General features: G+C 65.5%; 28 protein-coding genes. All 28 read right to left on the bottom strand.

Annotated elements, in window-relative coordinates; all coding sequences use genetic code 11:
• Positions 1-81: 81 nt before the first annotated feature.
• On the bottom strand, positions 82-198 hold the full coding sequence (rpmJ, locus tag ILP86_RS03805) for a 50S ribosomal protein L36 (protein ID WP_005050492.1): 117 nt from the start codon (positions 196-198) through the stop codon (positions 82-84).
• A 64-nt stretch (positions 199-262) separates the two neighbouring features.
• Positions 263-484: a translation initiation factor IF-1 gene (gene infA / locus ILP86_RS03800; RefSeq protein WP_017201569.1), complete on the bottom strand. Its 222-nt coding sequence runs from the start codon at positions 482-484 to the stop codon at positions 263-265.
• Positions 485-649: 165 nt separating this feature from the next.
• Complete coding sequence (locus ILP86_RS03795; RefSeq protein ID WP_193761394.1) at positions 650-1,318, bottom strand: thioredoxin domain-containing protein; 669 nt, start codon at positions 1,316-1,318, stop codon at positions 650-652.
• Positions 1,318-2,169, bottom strand: coding sequence for a type I methionyl aminopeptidase (gene map / locus ILP86_RS03790; RefSeq protein WP_058632585.1), 852 nt, complete (start codon positions 2,167-2,169; stop codon positions 1,318-1,320). Before map ends, ILP86_RS03795 begins: the two co-directional genes overlap by 1 nt.
• A gap of 1 nt (position 2,170) precedes the next feature.
• Positions 2,171-2,776, bottom strand: coding sequence for an adenylate kinase (locus tag ILP86_RS03785; RefSeq protein ID WP_058632584.1), 606 nt, complete (start codon positions 2,774-2,776; stop codon positions 2,171-2,173).
• The gene (gene secY, locus ILP86_RS03780; protein ID WP_046747821.1) at positions 2,773-4,095 is read right to left on the bottom strand and encodes a preprotein translocase subunit SecY; all 1,323 of its coding nucleotides are present in this window, start codon (positions 4,093-4,095) and stop codon (positions 2,773-2,775) included. The genes ILP86_RS03785 and secY overlap by 4 nt, the downstream gene beginning before the upstream one ends.
• Before the next feature lie 183 nt (positions 4,096-4,278).
• Positions 4,279-4,914: a 50S ribosomal protein L15 gene (gene rplO, locus ILP86_RS03775; protein WP_061016850.1), complete on the bottom strand. Its 636-nt coding sequence runs from the start codon at positions 4,912-4,914 to the stop codon at positions 4,279-4,281.
• A complete protein-coding gene (gene rpmD / locus ILP86_RS03770) occupies positions 4,914-5,099 on the bottom strand; it encodes a 50S ribosomal protein L30 (protein WP_017201575.1) in 186 nt (61 codons plus the stop codon). Before rpmD ends, rplO begins: the two co-directional genes overlap by 1 nt.
• Positions 5,099-5,779, bottom strand: a complete 681-nt coding sequence (rpsE, locus tag ILP86_RS03765; RefSeq protein WP_269430495.1) for a 30S ribosomal protein S5 — start codon at positions 5,777-5,779, stop codon at positions 5,099-5,101. Before rpsE ends, rpmD begins: the two co-directional genes overlap by 1 nt.
• A 20-nt stretch (positions 5,780-5,799) precedes the next feature.
• The gene (rplR, locus tag ILP86_RS03760; protein ID WP_017201578.1) at positions 5,800-6,159 is read right to left on the bottom strand and encodes a 50S ribosomal protein L18; all 360 of its coding nucleotides are present in this window, start codon (positions 6,157-6,159) and stop codon (positions 5,800-5,802) included.
• 2 nt (positions 6,160-6,161) lie between these two features.
• Complete coding sequence (rplF, locus tag ILP86_RS03755) at positions 6,162-6,698, bottom strand: 50S ribosomal protein L6 (RefSeq protein WP_045264646.1); 537 nt, start codon at positions 6,696-6,698, stop codon at positions 6,162-6,164.
• A gap of 6 nt (positions 6,699-6,704) precedes the next feature.
• Entirely contained in the window at positions 6,705-7,103 is a 399-nt protein-coding gene (gene rpsH, locus ILP86_RS03750) for a 30S ribosomal protein S8 (RefSeq protein WP_021201117.1), read from the bottom strand.
• A 132-nt stretch (positions 7,104-7,235) separates the two neighbouring features.
• Complete coding sequence (gene rplE, locus ILP86_RS03745; protein WP_045264645.1) at positions 7,236-7,826, bottom strand: 50S ribosomal protein L5; 591 nt, start codon at positions 7,824-7,826, stop codon at positions 7,236-7,238.
• A complete protein-coding gene (rplX, locus tag ILP86_RS03740) occupies positions 7,826-8,185 on the bottom strand; it encodes a 50S ribosomal protein L24 (RefSeq protein WP_045264644.1) in 360 nt (119 codons plus the stop codon). The genes rplE and rplX overlap by 1 nt, the downstream gene beginning before the upstream one ends.
• Positions 8,186-8,187: 2 nt before the next feature.
• Positions 8,188-8,556, bottom strand: a complete 369-nt coding sequence (rplN, locus tag ILP86_RS03735) for a 50S ribosomal protein L14 (RefSeq protein ID WP_017201583.1) — start codon at positions 8,554-8,556, stop codon at positions 8,188-8,190.
• The gene (gene rpsQ, locus ILP86_RS03730) at positions 8,553-8,885 is read right to left on the bottom strand and encodes a 30S ribosomal protein S17 (protein WP_017829201.1); all 333 of its coding nucleotides are present in this window, start codon (positions 8,883-8,885) and stop codon (positions 8,553-8,555) included. The genes rplN and rpsQ overlap by 4 nt, the downstream gene beginning before the upstream one ends.
• Entirely contained in the window at positions 8,885-9,202 is a 318-nt protein-coding gene (rpmC, locus tag ILP86_RS03725; RefSeq protein ID WP_017829202.1) for a 50S ribosomal protein L29, read from the bottom strand. Before rpmC ends, rpsQ begins: the two co-directional genes overlap by 1 nt.
• The gene (gene rplP, locus ILP86_RS03720) at positions 9,202-9,621 is read right to left on the bottom strand and encodes a 50S ribosomal protein L16 (RefSeq protein ID WP_017829203.1); all 420 of its coding nucleotides are present in this window, start codon (positions 9,619-9,621) and stop codon (positions 9,202-9,204) included. Before rplP ends, rpmC begins: the two co-directional genes overlap by 1 nt.
• A complete protein-coding gene (gene rpsC, locus ILP86_RS03715) occupies positions 9,621-10,376 on the bottom strand; it encodes a 30S ribosomal protein S3 (protein WP_017201587.1) in 756 nt (251 codons plus the stop codon). The genes rplP and rpsC overlap by 1 nt, the downstream gene beginning before the upstream one ends.
• Positions 10,376-10,774, bottom strand: coding sequence for a 50S ribosomal protein L22 (rplV, locus tag ILP86_RS03710; RefSeq protein ID WP_045264641.1), 399 nt, complete (start codon positions 10,772-10,774; stop codon positions 10,376-10,378). Before rplV ends, rpsC begins: the two co-directional genes overlap by 1 nt.
• Positions 10,774-11,055: a 30S ribosomal protein S19 gene (gene rpsS / locus ILP86_RS03705; protein WP_017829205.1), complete on the bottom strand. Its 282-nt coding sequence runs from the start codon at positions 11,053-11,055 to the stop codon at positions 10,774-10,776. Before rpsS ends, rplV begins: the two co-directional genes overlap by 1 nt.
• A 12-nt stretch (positions 11,056-11,067) precedes the next feature.
• Positions 11,068-11,907, bottom strand: a complete 840-nt coding sequence (rplB, locus tag ILP86_RS03700; protein WP_017201590.1) for a 50S ribosomal protein L2 — start codon at positions 11,905-11,907, stop codon at positions 11,068-11,070.
• A 20-nt stretch (positions 11,908-11,927) separates the two neighbouring features.
• The gene (gene rplW, locus ILP86_RS03695; RefSeq protein WP_017829206.1) at positions 11,928-12,251 is read right to left on the bottom strand and encodes a 50S ribosomal protein L23; all 324 of its coding nucleotides are present in this window, start codon (positions 12,249-12,251) and stop codon (positions 11,928-11,930) included.
• On the bottom strand, positions 12,248-12,910 hold the full coding sequence (gene rplD, locus ILP86_RS03690) for a 50S ribosomal protein L4 (protein WP_021201122.1): 663 nt from the start codon (positions 12,908-12,910) through the stop codon (positions 12,248-12,250). The genes rplW and rplD overlap by 4 nt, the downstream gene beginning before the upstream one ends.
• Positions 12,911-12,912: 2 nt before the next feature.
• Positions 12,913-13,572: a 50S ribosomal protein L3 gene (rplC, locus tag ILP86_RS03685; RefSeq protein ID WP_021201123.1), complete on the bottom strand. Its 660-nt coding sequence runs from the start codon at positions 13,570-13,572 to the stop codon at positions 12,913-12,915.
• Positions 13,573-13,580: 8 nt separating this feature from the next.
• Positions 13,581-13,889 (bottom strand): 30S ribosomal protein S10, encoded by a 309-nt coding sequence (gene rpsJ / locus ILP86_RS03680; protein WP_017201594.1) that lies wholly within the window; start codon positions 13,887-13,889, stop codon positions 13,581-13,583.
• An 846-nt stretch (positions 13,890-14,735) separates the two neighbouring features.
• Positions 14,736-14,948 (bottom strand): hypothetical protein, encoded by a 213-nt coding sequence (locus ILP86_RS03675; protein ID WP_045264638.1) that lies wholly within the window; start codon positions 14,946-14,948, stop codon positions 14,736-14,738.
• 111 nt (positions 14,949-15,059) lie between these two features.
• Entirely contained in the window at positions 15,060-16,871 is a 1,812-nt protein-coding gene (locus ILP86_RS19885; protein ID WP_147251191.1) for a DUF4012 domain-containing protein, read from the bottom strand.
• Positions 16,872-16,953: the final 82 nt, after the last annotated feature.

Genomic DNA, 16,953 nt, shown 5'->3' with positions numbered 1-16,953 from the left:
TGTGTATTCAGTTGTGAGATGTGCGTGAGCGATACCGCACAGCGCGGGCCCGTCGATCAGACCGGCGGGCCCGCCAGGGACTCAGCCCTGGCGCTGCTTGTGACGCGGGTTGCTCTTGCAGATCACCATGACGCGGCCGTGACGGCGGATCACCTTGCAGTGATCGCAGATGGGCTTGACGCTGGGGTTGACCTTCATGATGTTTCCTGTTCGCTGTCTTCGTACCGCCCCCGGCAGGGGCAGGCCGTTACTTCTCGACCGATCAGCGGTAGCGGTAGACGATACGGCCGCGGGTGAGGTCGTAGGGGCTGAGCTCCACGACCACGCGGTCCTCGGGGATGATGCGGATGTAGTTCTGCCGCATCTTGCCGGAGATCGTTGCAAGGACCTTGTGTCCGTTGCTGAGCTCAACGCGGAACATCGCGTTGGGCAGAGCCTCGGAGATCACGCCCTCGATCTCGATGACACCGTCTTTCTTAGCCATAGCCTCGCTGACGCTTCTGCAGATCGGTCGATCTGCGGTGGGTGATGGGATTGCGGTACTGCGCCGACGGACACGCCGAATCAAGGCACAAAGCACCAAAGATCTATGTTAGACGCTCCGGAGCCATCCGGCAACTCGACCGCGCGCGGCGGACGAGCAGCGGGCTCAGCTGATCAGGTCGGTGAACTTCTTGAGGTCGGCCTGGTCCTGCAGGTTGAGGCGCGTTCCGTTGATCTCGACCGTCGGTGTTCCCGCGATCTCGTGCGACTTCGCCTGGGCTGCCCCGAACTTGCGGTACGTCTCATCGGTGATGCACGACACGGCGTCGTCTGCGCCGACCTGCGTCGCGAAGCCCGCGAGCTGGTCGTTGGTGAGACCCGAGGTGTTCTCCGCGGGCTGGTTCTCGAACAGCGTCTTGGCGAAGTCGAGGTACAGCTCCGGGTTCGACTCGGCGACGCACACCGCGGCACCGGCCGAGCGCGACGAGTACTCGGTCCCCTGCGAGAACCGGTCGAGGATCGCGATGGGGTGGTACTCGAGGGTGATACGACCGTCGGCGGCCGCAGCCTCCAGCTGTCCACCGAACTGGCCCTCGAAGGTCTTGCAGACCGGGCACTGGAAATCGACGAACACCGCGATCGTGTCTTCGCCGTCCCCGAACGAGATCGCCCCGGTCTCGGAGTTGAACGTGTCGTTGGCCTTGGGCGTCGCACCGGGCGCGGTGGCCTGGTTGTTGAGGAACACCACGAGACCGCCGATCGCCACCAGCACCACGACGACGGCGATCGAGACGCCGATCGCGAACCAGTTGGTGTTGCTCTTCGCCGCTGCCATTACTTTCCGATCTCTCGAGGCTCTACCCCGAACGGGGCGAGTCCGGCTCTTCCTCCATCGGGCGCGGTGAGCACCCAGATACCCCCATCATGCAGGGCGACGCTATGTTCCCAATGGGAGCCGTCCGTACCGTCCACCGTCGTGACGGTCCAGTCGTCCTCCTCGATGAAGGTCGCATCTCCGCCGGCGGTGACCATGGGCTCGATCGCGAGCACCAGACCGGGCTTCACGTCTTCGCCACGATCGGGCGTGCGGTAGTTGAAGACGCTGGGGGCCTCGTGCATCTTGCGCCCGATGCCGTGACCCACGTACTCGCGCAGGATGCCGTAGGGCTCGCCCGAGACCGCTGAGGGCCCCTGAGCCTCGATGTAGTCCTGGATGGCCGCGCCGATCTCGTCGATGGACGAGACCGAGGCCATGGCGGCGATCCCGGCCCACATCGACCCCTCGGTGACGCGGGAGAGCTCTTCGCGCTGGGCGACGAGCTCCGGGCGCTCCGGGTCGGGCACGACGACCGTGATGGCGCTGTCGCCGTTCCACCCGCGGAACTGCGCACCGCAGTCGACCGACACGATGTCTCCCGGCTGGAGCACCCGCTCCCCCGGGATCCCGTGCACGACCTGCTCGTTCACCGAGATGCAGGTCGTGTGGTGGTAGCCGCGCACCAGCTGGAAATTCGACTCGGCGCCGCGGGCGAGGATGGTGCGGTTCGCCACGGTGTCGAGTTCGAGGGTGGTGACCCCGGCCTTGATCAGCGGGCGGACGGCGTCCAGTGCCGCTGCCGTGATCAGCCCGGGCTCCACCATGGCCCGCAACTGAGCCGGGGTCTTGTAGATCGACCGGCGGAACATCTCAGGAGGTGGAGACCGCGGGACGCAGGCCGCGCGCGGCCAGAGCCTGTGCGATGCGCTCGGTGATCTCGTCGAGCGAGCCGACGCCGTCGATGCGGTCGACGATGCCCTTGGCGCCGTAGACCTCAAGGATCGGGGCGGTCTCGTTCTCGTAGATGTCGAGACGGTGACCGATGGCCTCGGGGGTGTCGTCGGAGCGTCCCTGCTCGGTCGCACGGAGCGTCAGGCGCTCCAGGCTCTCCTCGCGGGGCACGTCGAGGAGGATGACGGCGTCGAGCGCCTCACCCCGTTCGGAGAGGAACGACTCGAGGTGGTCGACCTGTGCGGTGTTGCGCGGGTAGCCGTCGAGGAGGAAACCCTGCGCGGCGTCCTCCTGCGACAGACGGTCGCGCACGATCTCGCTGGTCAGCTCGTCCGGAACGAGGTCACCCTTGTCGAGGATCGCCGTGACCTGCTGGCCGAGCGGCGTTCCCTCCTTGATGTTCGCGCGGAAGATGTCGCCGGTCGACACGACCGGGATGCCGTAGGACTCGGCGATCCGCACGCCCTGCGTGCCTTTGCCCGAGCCCTGCGGGCCGACGATGAGAAGACGTGCGGAAGCTGTCATCGGAGGAGCCCTTCGTAGTGTCGCTGCTGCAGCTGCGCATCGATCTGCTTGACCGTCTCGAGACCCACACCGACGATGATGAGGATCGAGGCGCCGCCGAACGGGAAGTTCTGGTTGGCGCCGACGGTGGCCAGGGCGATGAGCGGGATGAGCGCGATCAGACCGAGGTAGAGGGAGCCGGGGAGCGTGATGCGGGTGAGCACGTAGTCGAGGTACTCGGCCGTCGGACGCCCCGCACGGATGCCGGGGATGAACCCGCCGTACTTCTTCATGTTGTCGGCGACCTCGACCGGGTTGAAGGTGATCGCCACGTAGAAGTAGGTGAACCCGATGATCAGCAGGAAGTAGGCCGCCATGTACACGGGGCTGTTGCCGGTCGTGAAGTTCGTCGTGATCCAGGTCACCCAGGCCGCCGGAGTAGATCCGTCCTGCGGGGTGTTGAACTGCGCGATGAGGGCCGGGATGTACAGCAGCGACGAGGCGAAGATCACGGGGATCACACCCGCCATGTTCACCTTGATCGGGATGTAGGTGTTCGTGCCGCCGTAGGTGCGTCGACCGACCATGCGCTTGGCGTACTGCACGGGGATCCGTCGCTGGGATTGCTCGACGAACACGACGAGCCCCATCACGATGATCCCGACCAGCAGCACGAGCAGGAAGACCTCGAAGCCCTTGGTCTGCCAGATCAGACCCATGGCGCCGGGGAACGTCGCGGCGATCGAGGTGAAGATGAGCAGCGACATGCCGTTGCCGATGCCGCGCTCGGTGACGAGCTCTGCGAACCACATGATCAGACCGGTACCGGCCGTCATCGCCATGATGATGAGCAGCTGCGCCCACCACACGTCGTTCGTCAGAAGCTGCTGGCAGGCCGCGAGGTCGGTGGTTCCGAAGAGCTGGCCGCTGCGCGCCACCGTGACGAGAGTCGTCGACTGCAGCAGCGCGAGGGCGATCGTGAGGTAACGCGTGTACTGCGTCAGACGGGCCTGACCGGCCTGTCCTTCCTTGTGCAGCGCCTCGAAGTGCGGGATGACCACGCGCAGGAGCTGCGTGATGATCGTCGCGGTGATGTACGGCATGACACCGAGCGCGAAGATCGACAGCTGCAGCAGTGCACCACCGGAGAACAGGTTGACCAGCCCGAGCAGCCCATCGGTGCCGGCGTTGGCGGCGAGACACTCCTCGACGTTCGGGAAGTCCACGAACGGAGCCGGGACGTTGGAGCCGAGTCGGTAGATCGCGACGATGGCGAGAGTGAAACCGATCTTCCGCCGCAGGTCTGGGGTGCGGAAGATCCGCGCGATGGCGCTAAACAAGGACGTTCCTCCTGAAAAGGTTGCCGATTCCCGAAGGACGGCTGAAAGACCAGGGTAACGCAAACCGGGCTTCCCGGAATTCGCCACCGATACCAGGCCCGCCGGATGCGGCCCCAGAGCAAGGTCTCGGAGTGTGAAACCACAAGAGGGGCCGGAGAATCTCCGGCCCCTCTTGCTGTGCGGTTACTTGACGGATCCGCCGGCCGCGACGATCTTCTGCTCGGCAGAACCCGAGACCTTGTCGACCGAAACGGTGAGCTTCACGGCGATGTCGCCGTTTCCGAGAACCTTGACCTTCTCGTTCTTGCGAACGGCACCCTTGGCGACCAGGTCGCCGACGGTGACGTCGCCACCCTTCGGGTACAGCTCCGCGAGCTTCTCCAGGTTCACGACCTGGTACTCCACGCGGAACGGGTTCTTGAACCCGCGCAGCTTCGGGGTGCGCATGTGCAGCGGCATCTGCCCACCCTCGAAGCCGACGCGAACGGTGTTGCGCGCCTTGGTGCCCTTGGTTCCACGACCAGCGGTCTTACCCTTGGAACCCTCACCACGGCCGACGCGAGTCTTGGCGGTGTTGGATCCGGGGACCGGACGCAGGTGGTGCACCTTCAGCACGCCGGGGCGGGATGCCGGAGCATCCTTCGCCGGCGTCGCCTTCTTGGCGGCAGGCTTCTTGGCAGCGCCCTCAGCCTTCGCGTCGGCGGCAGCGGTCTTGGCCGGAGCCTTCTTCGCAGCCGGCTTCTTCTCGGCGGCAGCCTTGGGAGCCGCAGCCTTCTTCGGGGCCTTCTCAGCCTCGACGGCCTCGTTCTTCTCGGCCATTAGTCGATCTCCTCAACCTTGACGAGGTGGGCGACGGTCTTGACGTAACCACGCGTCTGCGCGTCGTCGGGGCGGACGGTGGTGTCACCGATCCGCTTCAGACCGAGGCTGCGCAGCGTGTCGCGCTGGTTCTGCTTCTCGCTCACCTTGGACTTGATCTGCGTGACCTTCAGTCGCGCGGCCATCAGGCACCTACCTTCTGTGCGGCGATGGCGTCTGCCTCGGCGCGCACGAGACGCGCAGGGGCAACCTGGTCGAACTCGAGGCCACGACGTGCGGCGACCGCACGAGGCTCCTCGAGCTGCTTCAGGGCGGTGACCGTCGCGTGCACGATGTTGATCGTGTTCGACGAGCCGAGCGACTTCGACAGCACGTCGTGGATACCGGCGCACTCGAGCACGGCGCGGACCGGACCACCGGCGATGACACCGGTACCGGCGGCAGCCGGACGGAGCAGGACCACACCGGCGGCCGCCTCACCCTGCACGGGGTGCGGGATGGTGCTGCCGACGCGCGGAACGCGGAAGAAGTTGCGCTTGGCCTCTTCGACACCCTTCGAGATCGCCAGAGGGACCTCGCGGGCCTTGCCGTAGCCGACACCGACCAGACCGTTGCCGTCACCGACGACCACGAGGGCGGTGAAGCTGAAGCGACGACCACCCTTCACGACCTTCGAGACGCGGTTGATGGTGACGACGCGCTCCAGGAACTGGTTGTCGCCGCGGTCACGGGAGTTGCGGTCACGACCGCCACCCTGGTTGCGGTCGCCACGGCCGCCGCGGCGGCCGTCACGCGAGTCGCGAGCCGGCTCGGCCTGCGTGGTGCCGGCAGCCGTCTCGGAAGTGGCAGCAGCCGCTTCGGTCACTTCGTTCTCCTTGTTGTCACTCACAGTGCCAGACCCCCCTCGCGGGCGCCGTCGGCGATGGCGGCGACACGACCGGCGTAGCGGTTGCCGCCACGGTCGAACACTGCCTCGGAAACGCCGGCAGCCTTCGCACGCTCGGCGAGGAGCTCGCCGACCTTGCGGGCCTTGGCGGTCTTGTCACCCTCGAGCGAGCGCAGGTCGGTCTCGAGCGTCGAAGCCGACGCAACGGTGTGACCCTTGCTGTCGTCGACCAGCTGCACGAAGACGTGGCGGGCCGAGCGGTTGACGACGAGACGCGGACGCGCCTCGGTGCCGACGACCTTCTTGCGAAGGCGGGCGTGACGACGCGCGCGGGCGTCAGACTTTGACTTGAGAGCCATGGTTACTTACCACTCTTTCCGGCCTTGCGACGCACGTTCTCGCCGGCGTAGCGCACACCCTTGCCCTTGTACGGCTCGGGCTTGCGGATCTTGCGGATGTTGGCAGCTGCCTCGCCGACAGCCTGCTTGTCGATCCCGCTGACGGTGAGCTTCGTGGTGCCCTCGACCGTGAGCGTGATGCCGGCGGGCGGGTCGATCAGGACCGGGTGCGAGAAGCCGAGGGCGAACTCGACCGAGCTGCCCTTCTGCTGCACGCGGTAACCGGTACCGACGACCTCGAGACCCTTGGTGTAGCCCTGGGTCACGCCGATGATGTTGTTGTTGATGAGCGTGCGGGTCAGGCCGTGAAGCGACCGCGACTCGCGCTCGTCGTCGGGACGGGAGACCAGAACCTGGTTCTCCTCGACCGCGACCTCGATGGGGCTGGCCACCGTGAGGGTGAGCTCACCCTTGGGGCCCTTCACCGCGACCTCACGGCCGTTGACCGAAACGGTCACGCCCGCAGGAACGTCGATGGGAAGTCGTCCAATACGCGACATTTCGAATTACCACACGTAGGCGAGAACTTCTCCGCCCACGCCCTTCTGCTCTGCCTGACGGTCGGTGAGAAGACCGGAGGAGGTGGACAGGATCGCCACGCCAAGGCCGCCGAGGACCGTGGGGAGCTCGGTCGACTTCGCGTACACGCGGAGACCGGGCTTCGAGACGCGCTTGATGCCAGCGATGGAGCGCTCACGGTTGGGACCGTACTTCAGCGTCAGCGTGAGGTTCTGTCCGACGCGGGCGTCAGAGGTCTCCCAGCCGGCGATGTAGCCCTCCTGCTGGAGGATCTGAGCGATGTGCGTCTTGAGCTTGCTCGACGGCAGGGTCACGGAATCGTGGTGCGCCGAGTTCGCGTTGCGCAGACGGGTCAGCAGATCTGCGACCGGGTCTGTCATTGTCATTGTTGTTTTCCTTTGTTCATGAGGTTCCGGCTGCCGTTACACGACAGACGGCCTGCGATGACACGCAATTTTCAATTGTACGTGCACATCGACGGGCTCAGTGACACGAGACCACTGAGCCCGTCGAGGGTGTTACGCCTGTGCGTCTTCCGAGCGGAACGGGAAGCCGAGGTGGCGGAGCAGTGCCCGGCCCTCGTCATCCGTCTTCGCGGTGGTGACGACGGTGATGTCGAAACCGCGAACCCGGTCGATCTTGTCCTGATCGATCTCGTGGAACACGCTCTGCTCCTGGAGACCGAAGGTGTAGTTGCCGTTGCCGTCGAACTGCTTGCCCGAGAGACCGCGGAAGTCGCGGATACGGGGCAGTGCGAGCGAGACGAGGCGATCCACGAACTCCCACGCGCGGTCACCACGGAGGGTGACGTGCGCGCCGATGGCCTGTCCCTCGCGCAGCTTGAACTGCGCGATGGACTTGCGAGCCTTCGTGACGATCGGCTTCTGGCCGGTGATCTTGGTGAGATCGTCGACCGCGCCATCGATCACCTTGCTGTCGCGAGCTGCCTCGCCGACACCGGTGTTCACGACGACCTTGACCAGTCCGGGAATCTGCATGACGTTCGCGTAGCCGAACTCTTCCTGCAGAGCCTTCTTGATCTCGGTGTTGTACTTCTGCTTCAGGCGCGGCTGGATCTTGCCAGCCGGCGCGGCAGTGTCGGTGCTCATCAGAGGTCCTTACCGCTCTTCTTCGCGTAGCGCACACGGACGGTGCGCTTCACGCCGTCCTTCGTCTGCTCCTCGACCCGGTGGCCGACCTTGGTCGGCTTCTTGGTCGAGGGGTCGACGAGTGCGACGTTCGAGATGTGGATGGAGGCTTCGACGGTCTCGATGCCTCCGGTCTTGGTGCCACGCTGCGTCTGGCCGACGCGCGTGTGCTTGGTGACGTAGTTCACGCCTTCGACGATCACGCGGTTCTTGTCGGCGAGGACATCCAGGACCTTGCCCTGCTTGCCACGGTCGCCGCCACGCTCCTGCGTGGCACCGGTGATGACCTGAACCAGGTCACCCTTCTTGATCTTCGCCATGATTAGATGACCTCCGGCGCCAGCGAGACGATCTTCATGAACTTCTTGTCGCGAAGCTCACGACCGACCGGCCCGAAGATACGGGTGCCGCGGGGCTCCCCGTCGTTCTTCAGGATCACTGCGGCGTTCTCGTCGAACTTGATGTAGGAGCCGTCCGGACGACGGACCTCCTTCTTGGTGCGGACGATGACCGCCTTGACGACGTCGCCCTTCTTGACGTTTCCACCGGGGATCGCGTCCTTGACGGTCGCGACGATGGTGTCGCCGAGGCCCGCGTAACGGCGCTTCGAGCCACCGAGAACGCGGATGGTGAGCAGCTCCTTGGCGCCGGTGTTGTCGGCGACCTTGAGTCGGGATTCCTGCTGGATCACTTGGCCTTCTCCAGAATCTCCACCAGACGCCAGCGCTTCGTGGCGCTCAGCGGGCGGGTCTCGTTGATCAGGACCAGGTCGCCGATGCCTGCGGAGTTCGCCTCATCGTGCGCCTTGACCTTCGAGGTGCGGCGGATGACCTTGCCGTAAAGCGGGTGCTTCACGCGGTCCTCGACCTCGACCACGATGGTCTTGTCCATCTTGTCGCTGACGACGTAGCCGCGGCGTGCCTTGCGGTAACCGCGGGCAGCGGCGTCGCGGACGTCGTGCTCGGACGACTCGTGTCCTGCGGCCTGCGTCTCCACAGTCGCTTCCTTCTTGGTGGCCATCACTCAGCCTCTTCCTTCACGGCGTCGTCGGCGGAGTCCGCCTTCTTCGCCTTCGACTTGGTCGCCTTCTTCGCCGGAGCCTCGACCGGAGCGGGCGTCGCACGGATGCCCAGCTCGCGTTCGCGGATCACGGTGTAGAGGCGCGCGATGTCGCGCTTGACGGCGCGGATGCGGCCGTGGCTCTCCAGCTGGCCGGTGGCCGACTGGAAACGGAGGTTGAACAGCTCCTCCTTGGCCTTGCGCAGCTCCTCGACGAGGCGCTGGTCTTCGAATGTGTCGAGCTCTGCCGGGGCGAGCTCCTTGGTGCCGATCGCCATTACGCGTCGCCCTCCTCGCGCTTGATGATGCGTGCCTTGAGCGGCAGCTTGTGAATTGCACGGGTCAGAGCTTCGCGAGCGAGCTCCTCGTCGACACCCGCGACCTCGAAGAGGACACGGCCCGGCTTGACGTTGGCGACCCACCACTCGGGGGAACCCTTACCGGAACCCATGCGGGTTTCGGCCGGCTTCTTCGTGAGCGGACGGTCGGGGTAGATGTTGATCCACACCTTTCCACCACGCTTGATGTGACGGGTCATCGCGATACGAGCGGACTCGATCTGACGGTTCGTCACGTAAGCGGGCGTGAGGGCCTGGATACCGTACTCGCCGAAGGAGACCTTCGTGCCGCCGGTGGCCTGACCCGAGCGACCCGGGTGGTGCTGCTTGCGGAACTTGACCTTACGGGGGATGAGCATTATGCCGACGCTCCTTCTGCGACAGGTGCCTCGTTGCGCGGGGCACGGCGGCGGTCGCCACCACGGTCGTCACGACGAGCCTTGGGTGCGTTGGCCTGCTCGCGAGCGAGCTCCTTCGCGGTCAGGTCGCCCTTGTAGATCCAGACCTTCACGCCGATGCGGCCGAAGGTGGTCTTCGCCTCGTAGAAGCCGTAGTCGATGTTCGCGCGCAGCGTGTGCAGCGGCACACGACCCTCACGGTAGAACTCCGAACGGCTCATCTCGGCGCCGCCGAGGCGGCCGGAGACCTGGATGCGGATGCCCTTGGCGCCGGCGCGCTGAGCGCCCTGCAGACCCTTGCGCATCGCACGACGGAACGCCACACGAGCAGAGAGCTGCTCGGCGATGCCCTGTGCGACGAGCTGTGCATCGGCCTCGGGGTTCTTGACCTCGAGGATGTTCAGCTGAATCTGCTTGCCCGAGAGCTTCTCGAGGTCGCCGCGGATGCGCTCGGCCTCGGCTCCACGACGACCGATCACGATGCCCGGACGGGCGGTGTGGATGTCGACGCGGACGCGGTCACGGGTGCGCTCGATCTCGATGTTCGAGACACCGGCGCGGTCGAGCTGCGTCTTGAGCAGGTTACGGATCTTGATGTCTTCGGCGACGTAGTCGGCGTAGCGCTGACCCGGCTTCGTCGAGTCAGAGAACCAACGCGAGACGTGGTCCGTCGTGATGCCGAGACGGAAGCCGTACGGGTTTACCTTCTGTCCCATTACTTGCTCGCCTTCTTGTTGCTGTCGCCCGCGGCGGCCGGAGCCACCTCAGGCGTCGAGAGCACGACCGTGATGTGGCTCGTGCGCTTCTTGATCTGGAAAGCGCGACCCTGTGCACGGGGCTGGAAACGCTTGAGCGTGGTGCCCTCGTCGACGTACGCGTTGGCCACGTACAGGTCCTTCTCGTCGAGGAACTCGCCGTCGCGATCTGCCTTCACCTGCGCGTTGGCCATGGCCGACGCGACGAGCTTGTAGATCGGCTCACTGGCGGACTGCTGAGCGAACTTCAGGATCGCCAGAGCCTCCTGGGCCTGCTTGCCCTTGATGAGCGCGACGACACGACGAGCCTTCTGAGGGGTCACGCGAATGTGCTTCACGCGTGCGATCGATTCGACCATTAGCGGCGCCGCCCCTTCTTGTCGTCCTTCTCGTGGCCGCGGAAGGTGCGGGTGGGCGCGAACTCGCCCAGCTTGTGACCGACCATGGTCTCGGACACGAACACAGGGATGTGCTTGCGTCCGTCGTGGACCGCGATCGTGTGACCCAGCATGGCCGGGATGATCATGGACCGACGGGACCAGGTCTTGATGACGTTCTTGGTGCCGGCTTCGTTCTGCACGACCACCTTGCGAAGCAGGTGATCGTCGACGAAGGGGCCCTTCTTAAGACTGCGAGGCATCTTCTCTTACTCCTACTTACGCTTCTTGCCGGCGTTACGACGACGCACGATGTACTTGTCGCTTTCCTTGTTGGCGTGACGGGTACGACCCTCAGCCTGGCCCCAGGGGGAGACGGGGTGACGACCACCAGAGGTCTTACCCTCACCACCACCGTGCGGGTGGTCGACCGGGTTCATCGCGACACCACGCACGGTCGGGCGGACGCCCTTCCAGCGCATGCGGCCGGCCTTGCCCCAGTTGATGTTCGACTGCTCGGCGTTGCCGACCTCGCCGATGGTCGCGCGGCAGCGCGCATCGACGTTGCGGATCTCGCCCGAGGGCAGACGCAGCTGGGCGTAGGGGCCGTCCTTGGCGACGAGACGGACGGACGCGCCGGCCGAACGTGCCATCTTCGCGCCGCCGCCGGGGCGGAGCTCGATCGCGTGGATCACGGTACCCGTGGGGATGTTCTTCAGCGGGAGGTTGTTACCCGGCTTGATGTCAGCCCCGGCACCCGACTCGACGATGTCGCCCTGCTTCAGCTTCGCCGGAGCGAGGATGTAGCGCTTCTCACCGTCGAAGTAGTGCAGCAGCGCGATGCGCGCGGTGCGGTTGGGGTCGTACTCGATGTGAGCGACCTTGGCGTTGACGCCGTCCTTGTCGTTACGACGGAAGTCGATGACGCGGTACTGGCGCTTGTGGCCACCACCGATGTGACGGGTCGTGATGCGGCCCTGGTTGTTGCGACCACCGGTCTTCGAGAGCGGGCGCAGCAGCGACTTCTCCGGCGTCGATCGAGTGATCTCGGCGAAGTCAGCCACCGACGAGCCGCGACGGCCCGGGGTCGTGGGCTTGTACTTGCGAATAGCCATTATTGTCCTTATCCCCCGGATCAGCCGATTGCCGTGAAGATGTCGATGGTGCCCGACTTCAGGGTGACGATGGCGCGCTTGGTGTCCTTGCGCTTGCCGGTGCCGAAGCGGGTGCGACGAGCCTTGCCGACGCGGTTGAGGGTGTTGACCCCTGCGACCTTGACGCCGAAGATCTTCTCGATGGCGAGCTTGATCTCGGTCTTCGAAGCGCGCGGGTCGACGAGGAAGGTGTACTTGCCTTCATCGATGAGACCGTAGCTCTTCTCGGACACGACCGGCTTCAGGATGATGTCGCGCGGGTCCTTGTTCAGGGCCGTCTGGAGAACAGATGCCTGCTCGCTCATGCGGAGACCTCCTGGTTGGCGCCGGACTTGGAGGCGATGAAGCCCTCGAGCGCGGCCTGGGTGAAGACGATGTCGTCGGAGACGAGCACGTCGTATGCGTTGAGCTGGTCGAACGTCAGCACGTGCAGGTTCGACAGGTTGCGGATGCTCTTCAGCGTCACGTCGTCGTTGCGCTCGATCACGACGAGCACGTTCTTCGACGAGACGACGTTGGTGAGGAAGTTCACCGCGGTCTTGGTCGAAGGCGTGCCGTCGATCCCGAAGGACTCGATGGCGTGGATGCGGTCACCGCGGAAGCGGTCGCTGAGCGCGCCCAGCAGGGCGGCGGCGATCATCTTCTTGGGGGTGCGCTGCGAGTAGTCGCGCGGCTTGGGGCCGTGCACGATGCCACCACCGGTCATGTGCGGCGCGCGGATGGAACCCTGACGGGCGTTACCCGTGCCCTTCTGCTTGAAGGGCTTGCGGCCGGCACCGGAGACCTCGCCACGACGCTTGGTCGAGTGCGTGCCCTGGCGAGCCGCCGCGAGCTGCGCGACGACGACCTGGTGGATGAGCGGGATGTTCGTCTTGGCGTCGAACAGCGCGGCGGGAAGCTCGATCGAGCCTGCCTTCTTGCCGTCTGCCTTGAGGACGTCGAGCGCGAGAGTGGAGTCAGCCATGATCAGGCACCCTTCACTGCGTTGCGGACATAGACGATGCGGCCACGAGCACCGGGGACGGCGCCCTTGACGAGCATGAGTCCCTTCTCGATGTCGATGGAGTGCACCGTGAGGTTGAGGACGGTCACGCGCTCGCCACCCATACGGCCGGCCATGCGCATGCCCTTGAAGACGCGGCTCGGGGTCGACGATGCGCCGATGGAGCCGGGCTTGCGGTGGTTGCGGTGCGAACCGTGCGAAGCCGAGACACCCTTGAAGTTGTGACGCTTCATGACACCGGCGAAGCCCTTGCCCTTGCTCGTGCCGACGACGTCGACGAGCTGGCCGGCCTCGAAGGTGCCGTCGACCGTGAGCTCCTGGCCCAGGTTGTAGTCGCCGGCGTCCGCGGTGCGGATCTCGGTGACGTGACGACGCGGCGTGACGCCTGCTGCCTCGAAGTGGGCGGAGAGCGGCTTGTTCACCTTGCGGGGGTCGATCTGGCCGTACGCGATCTGCACGGCGTTGTAGCCGTCCTTCTCGGGCGTGCGGACCTGGGTGACCACGTTGGGTGCCAGCTCGATGACGGTGACGGGAACGAGCTTGCCGCTCTCGTTCCACACCTGGGTCATGCCGAGCTTCGTGCCCAGCATGCCCTTGGAAACCTTGGAGTTGATGTCAGCCATGTCGAACCTCAGAGCTTGATCTCGATGTTGACATCGGCCGGCAGGTCGAGACGCATCAGCGAGTCGACGGCCTTGGGCGTCGGGTCGACGATGTCGATCAGACGCTTGTGGGTGCGCATCTCGAAGTGCTCGCGGCTGTCCTTGTACTTGTGCGGCGACCGGATGACGCACACGACGTTCTTCTCGGTCGGAAGGGGCACGGGGCCGACGACGGTTGCGCCCGCACGGGTCACGGTGTCGACGATCTTGCGTGCGGACGTGTCGATGACCTCGTGGTCATACGACTTCAGGCGAATGCGGATCTTCTGTCCCGCCATTGTCTGCTCTCTCTCTTTAAGCGTCTTACCGTCCGGGACCGGGTGGCCCTGGGGCATTGGACGCACGTCGGCGCTGTTCGCGCCTCGGCACGAGAACGGCTCTTGCGAGTCGATCTGCTGCACCACTGTTCTTCTGTCAGCCGGACGCCGTGAAGCGACCGGATGCCGACCTTCCGCCGCGCACGGCAGAACCCTTCATGTAGAGGGGTGTCGGGGTTGTGTTCTGCTACCCGCGGCCTAGAACCCTGCACCGTCCCGGAGGAGGCGCCGTCTATGCACTGCCCTGGCAGTGATCCCTCGCGCGCACAGCGGCGACGGAATATCGAACCTGTCTATTCTGCCACGGCTGATTTCACTTGCGCAAACCCGGGCGTGTCGCGCTCCTCCGGCAGTCCCGGTGACGCGTCCGAGAGGGCTCAGATCCCAGGAGATAGCGGGGCGAGGCATCCCCATGCCTCGCCCCGCTTGGGGAGGGCGTTCAGTGCGAGGGGGCACACCGAACGCGAGTAGCCCGGCGTGAAGGGACGCCGAACTCCTCGACCGAGGGCGCGGCGGAAGACCCGCCGCGCAGGCAGGGAGACGCTCAGGCGCCGTGACGGCGCGCGTCGCACGATGATCCCCAAGATCGCTTATCCCCAGTTTCGTACGCGGAAGTCCGCGTGCTTCGGGAAACCGAACCCCTTCGGCTTCCCCGACCGCAAGATCCCCAGGCGGTCTCGATGATCCTACTGGATACATCTGTGGATGCGCCACATCCGACGACATTCCGAAGCCGAAGCCGTTGGACAGGAACAGAAGAGCGGCGCCCCACCGGAGTGGTTCGCCGCTCAGATGCTGTGCTGCGTGCTACTCGTTGCCGACGGCCTTGTCGGCGCTGTCGCGGATCTCGTCGATCTTGTCTGCGGCGCCGGGAGCGATCTTCTTGGCGAAGTCGGCCACGCCGTCGAGCACCTTGTCGCTGATGTCCTCGGCCTGCTCGCTCTTGACCGCCTCGGCGATCTTGTCCTTGTTCTGCTCGTACAGGTCCTTGCCCTTGTTGACGGCGTCCTCGATACCCATGATTCCCCTTCGGAGGCGGTGTGCGATGTGCGATGTGCGTCTAGTCTGCACGAACCGCCGCGCTATCACCAGGGGGATCAGCTGCGGCAGAGCAGCATCCCGTGGCGTCGGTCACTGGCAGGTGACGGCGTCCTGCGTGAGGACCGTCGGAGTGACGACCGGGGTGCTGTCGAGCTCGATCTTCGTGGGGGCGTCGGAGTCGGCGACGAACTCGTAGGTGAGCGTCCTGCTCTCCTGCGGCGCCAGCGTCAACCGCATCGTTCCGACGGTGAACTCCTGGTCCTTGCGCACCTCCGACTGCGCGAGCTCGGCGTCTGCCCTCTGCCCGACCGGCGAGTATCCCGGAGGGGCGAAGGCGAGGGTCTCCACCTGCATCGATCCCTTCGGCGTCTCGATCCCGACGCCGGTGACGTACTCGGGAAGCCCTCGCACCGAAGCGGGATCGACGGTGTTGGCAAGCGTCACCGTCACGAACACGTGACGGCGTCCGTCGGCGGCGCAGACCGGCTGACTCACGTCGATCGACTGGGTCATGTACCGCTGCATCTTCCCGGGCGTCCAGTCGATGAAGTAGACGCCGAACGCCTCCGTACCTTCCGCCGCCCTCGGCCCGCGACGATCGAGGTCCGTGCCGGCGATGAGCTGCTGCTCCGACTCGCGGGCGCTCCAGATCGCGATCCGGCCCTCCTTCGCTGCGAGCCCGAGCACAGAGGACAGCTTGGCGAAATCGACCTGACCGCCCATCAGCTTCTGCAGTGTCAGCCCAGCGAAGACCTGGTTGATCATGTCGACCTCTGCGGGCTCGTACGTCTTGTAGAGGTCGCCGAGCAGCATCGCCACCGCGTTGGAGTTCGAGATCTCCGGACCGCCGGGGATAGCGACCGGCCCGGTCGCGACCAGGAGGTAGCTCAGGGCGACGGTATCGAGGGAGACGACCGCGTCGACCTCGACGCCCTTGGCCTCTCGCCACATGTCGCGTGCGATCTCGAACGTCCTGTCGAAACGGGGCGAGCGGGTGAGCGCCTGAACGTAGCTGCCGAACAGCGAGCCGTACAGGTCGGTCTCCTCCTGCGTCACTCCCCCGACCGGTGGACGGAAGTTCGGGAAGTCGCGACCGGAAGCCGACGACTGGTTCACGATCGAGATGGCGCCGTTGTCGATGTGCACCTGGGCCATGGAGCCGATCGTGCCGCCACCGGACATCACCTCTCCATTGTTCTGGAAGATGACCAGCACGTCGCGGGGTCCCCCCTCTCCCAGCATCTCGGGGAGGGCTTCGACAAGCGGCATGACGCCGGCGAGTGTGCTCGCAGCCGGCTTCAGAACCTTCTCGATGCGTTCCACACCGGATGCCACGGGCCCGAGGAGCGCGTCATGATCGACGCCCGCCAGCATCGATGAGGCATCGCGCACGGCCTGGTCGGCCGACCGCGCGATGTCCCCGATGCCGTGGATCGCCTGGAGGTCGAGCCCGCCGTCGGAAGGACGAAGTGCTGCGATGTCGATCCCCGAAGCGGGAAGGAGCGCCTTGGTGGCCAGCTCGTCGACGGCCGCGGTCGCCATGCGGACGCCATGGAGGTTGGGGCCGATCACCGGCACCCACTCCAGCGATTCCCAGAGGAATCCGCTGGTCTGCTCGTGCGCGGAAGCGGCGGTCTTCGTCAGCTCCTCCGCCGCGGCCTGCGCGCCCGCAGTGTCGCCGGAGGCGATCAGCCCGGGGATGCTCTGGGCCAGCGGCACCGAAGCCTCGAGCTTGTCCTTGGCGTCGAGCGCCTTCGGAATGAGGATCGCCGCGATCACGGCGACGGCGATGAGCAGTGCGAGCACGACGCCCACCACCCACAGGATGATCCGGGTGCGGCGACTCTTTCGACGCTGCTGCTCGTTCTGGGCTCGACGCGCGCGTCTGGAGTCTCGGGTCACCGCAATATACTACCGAGGTGGACCTGAGCAGCGTCGCAGACCGCGACGCACGCCCATGGCGGGGGTTCGCCCACACCATGGA

This window comes from Microbacterium sp. R1, from assembly GCF_015159725.1.
Taxonomy (GTDB): domain Bacteria; phylum Actinomycetota; class Actinomycetes; order Actinomycetales; family Microbacteriaceae; genus Microbacterium; species Microbacterium oxydans.
This window is presented reverse-complemented; position numbering and strand designations above follow the sequence as displayed.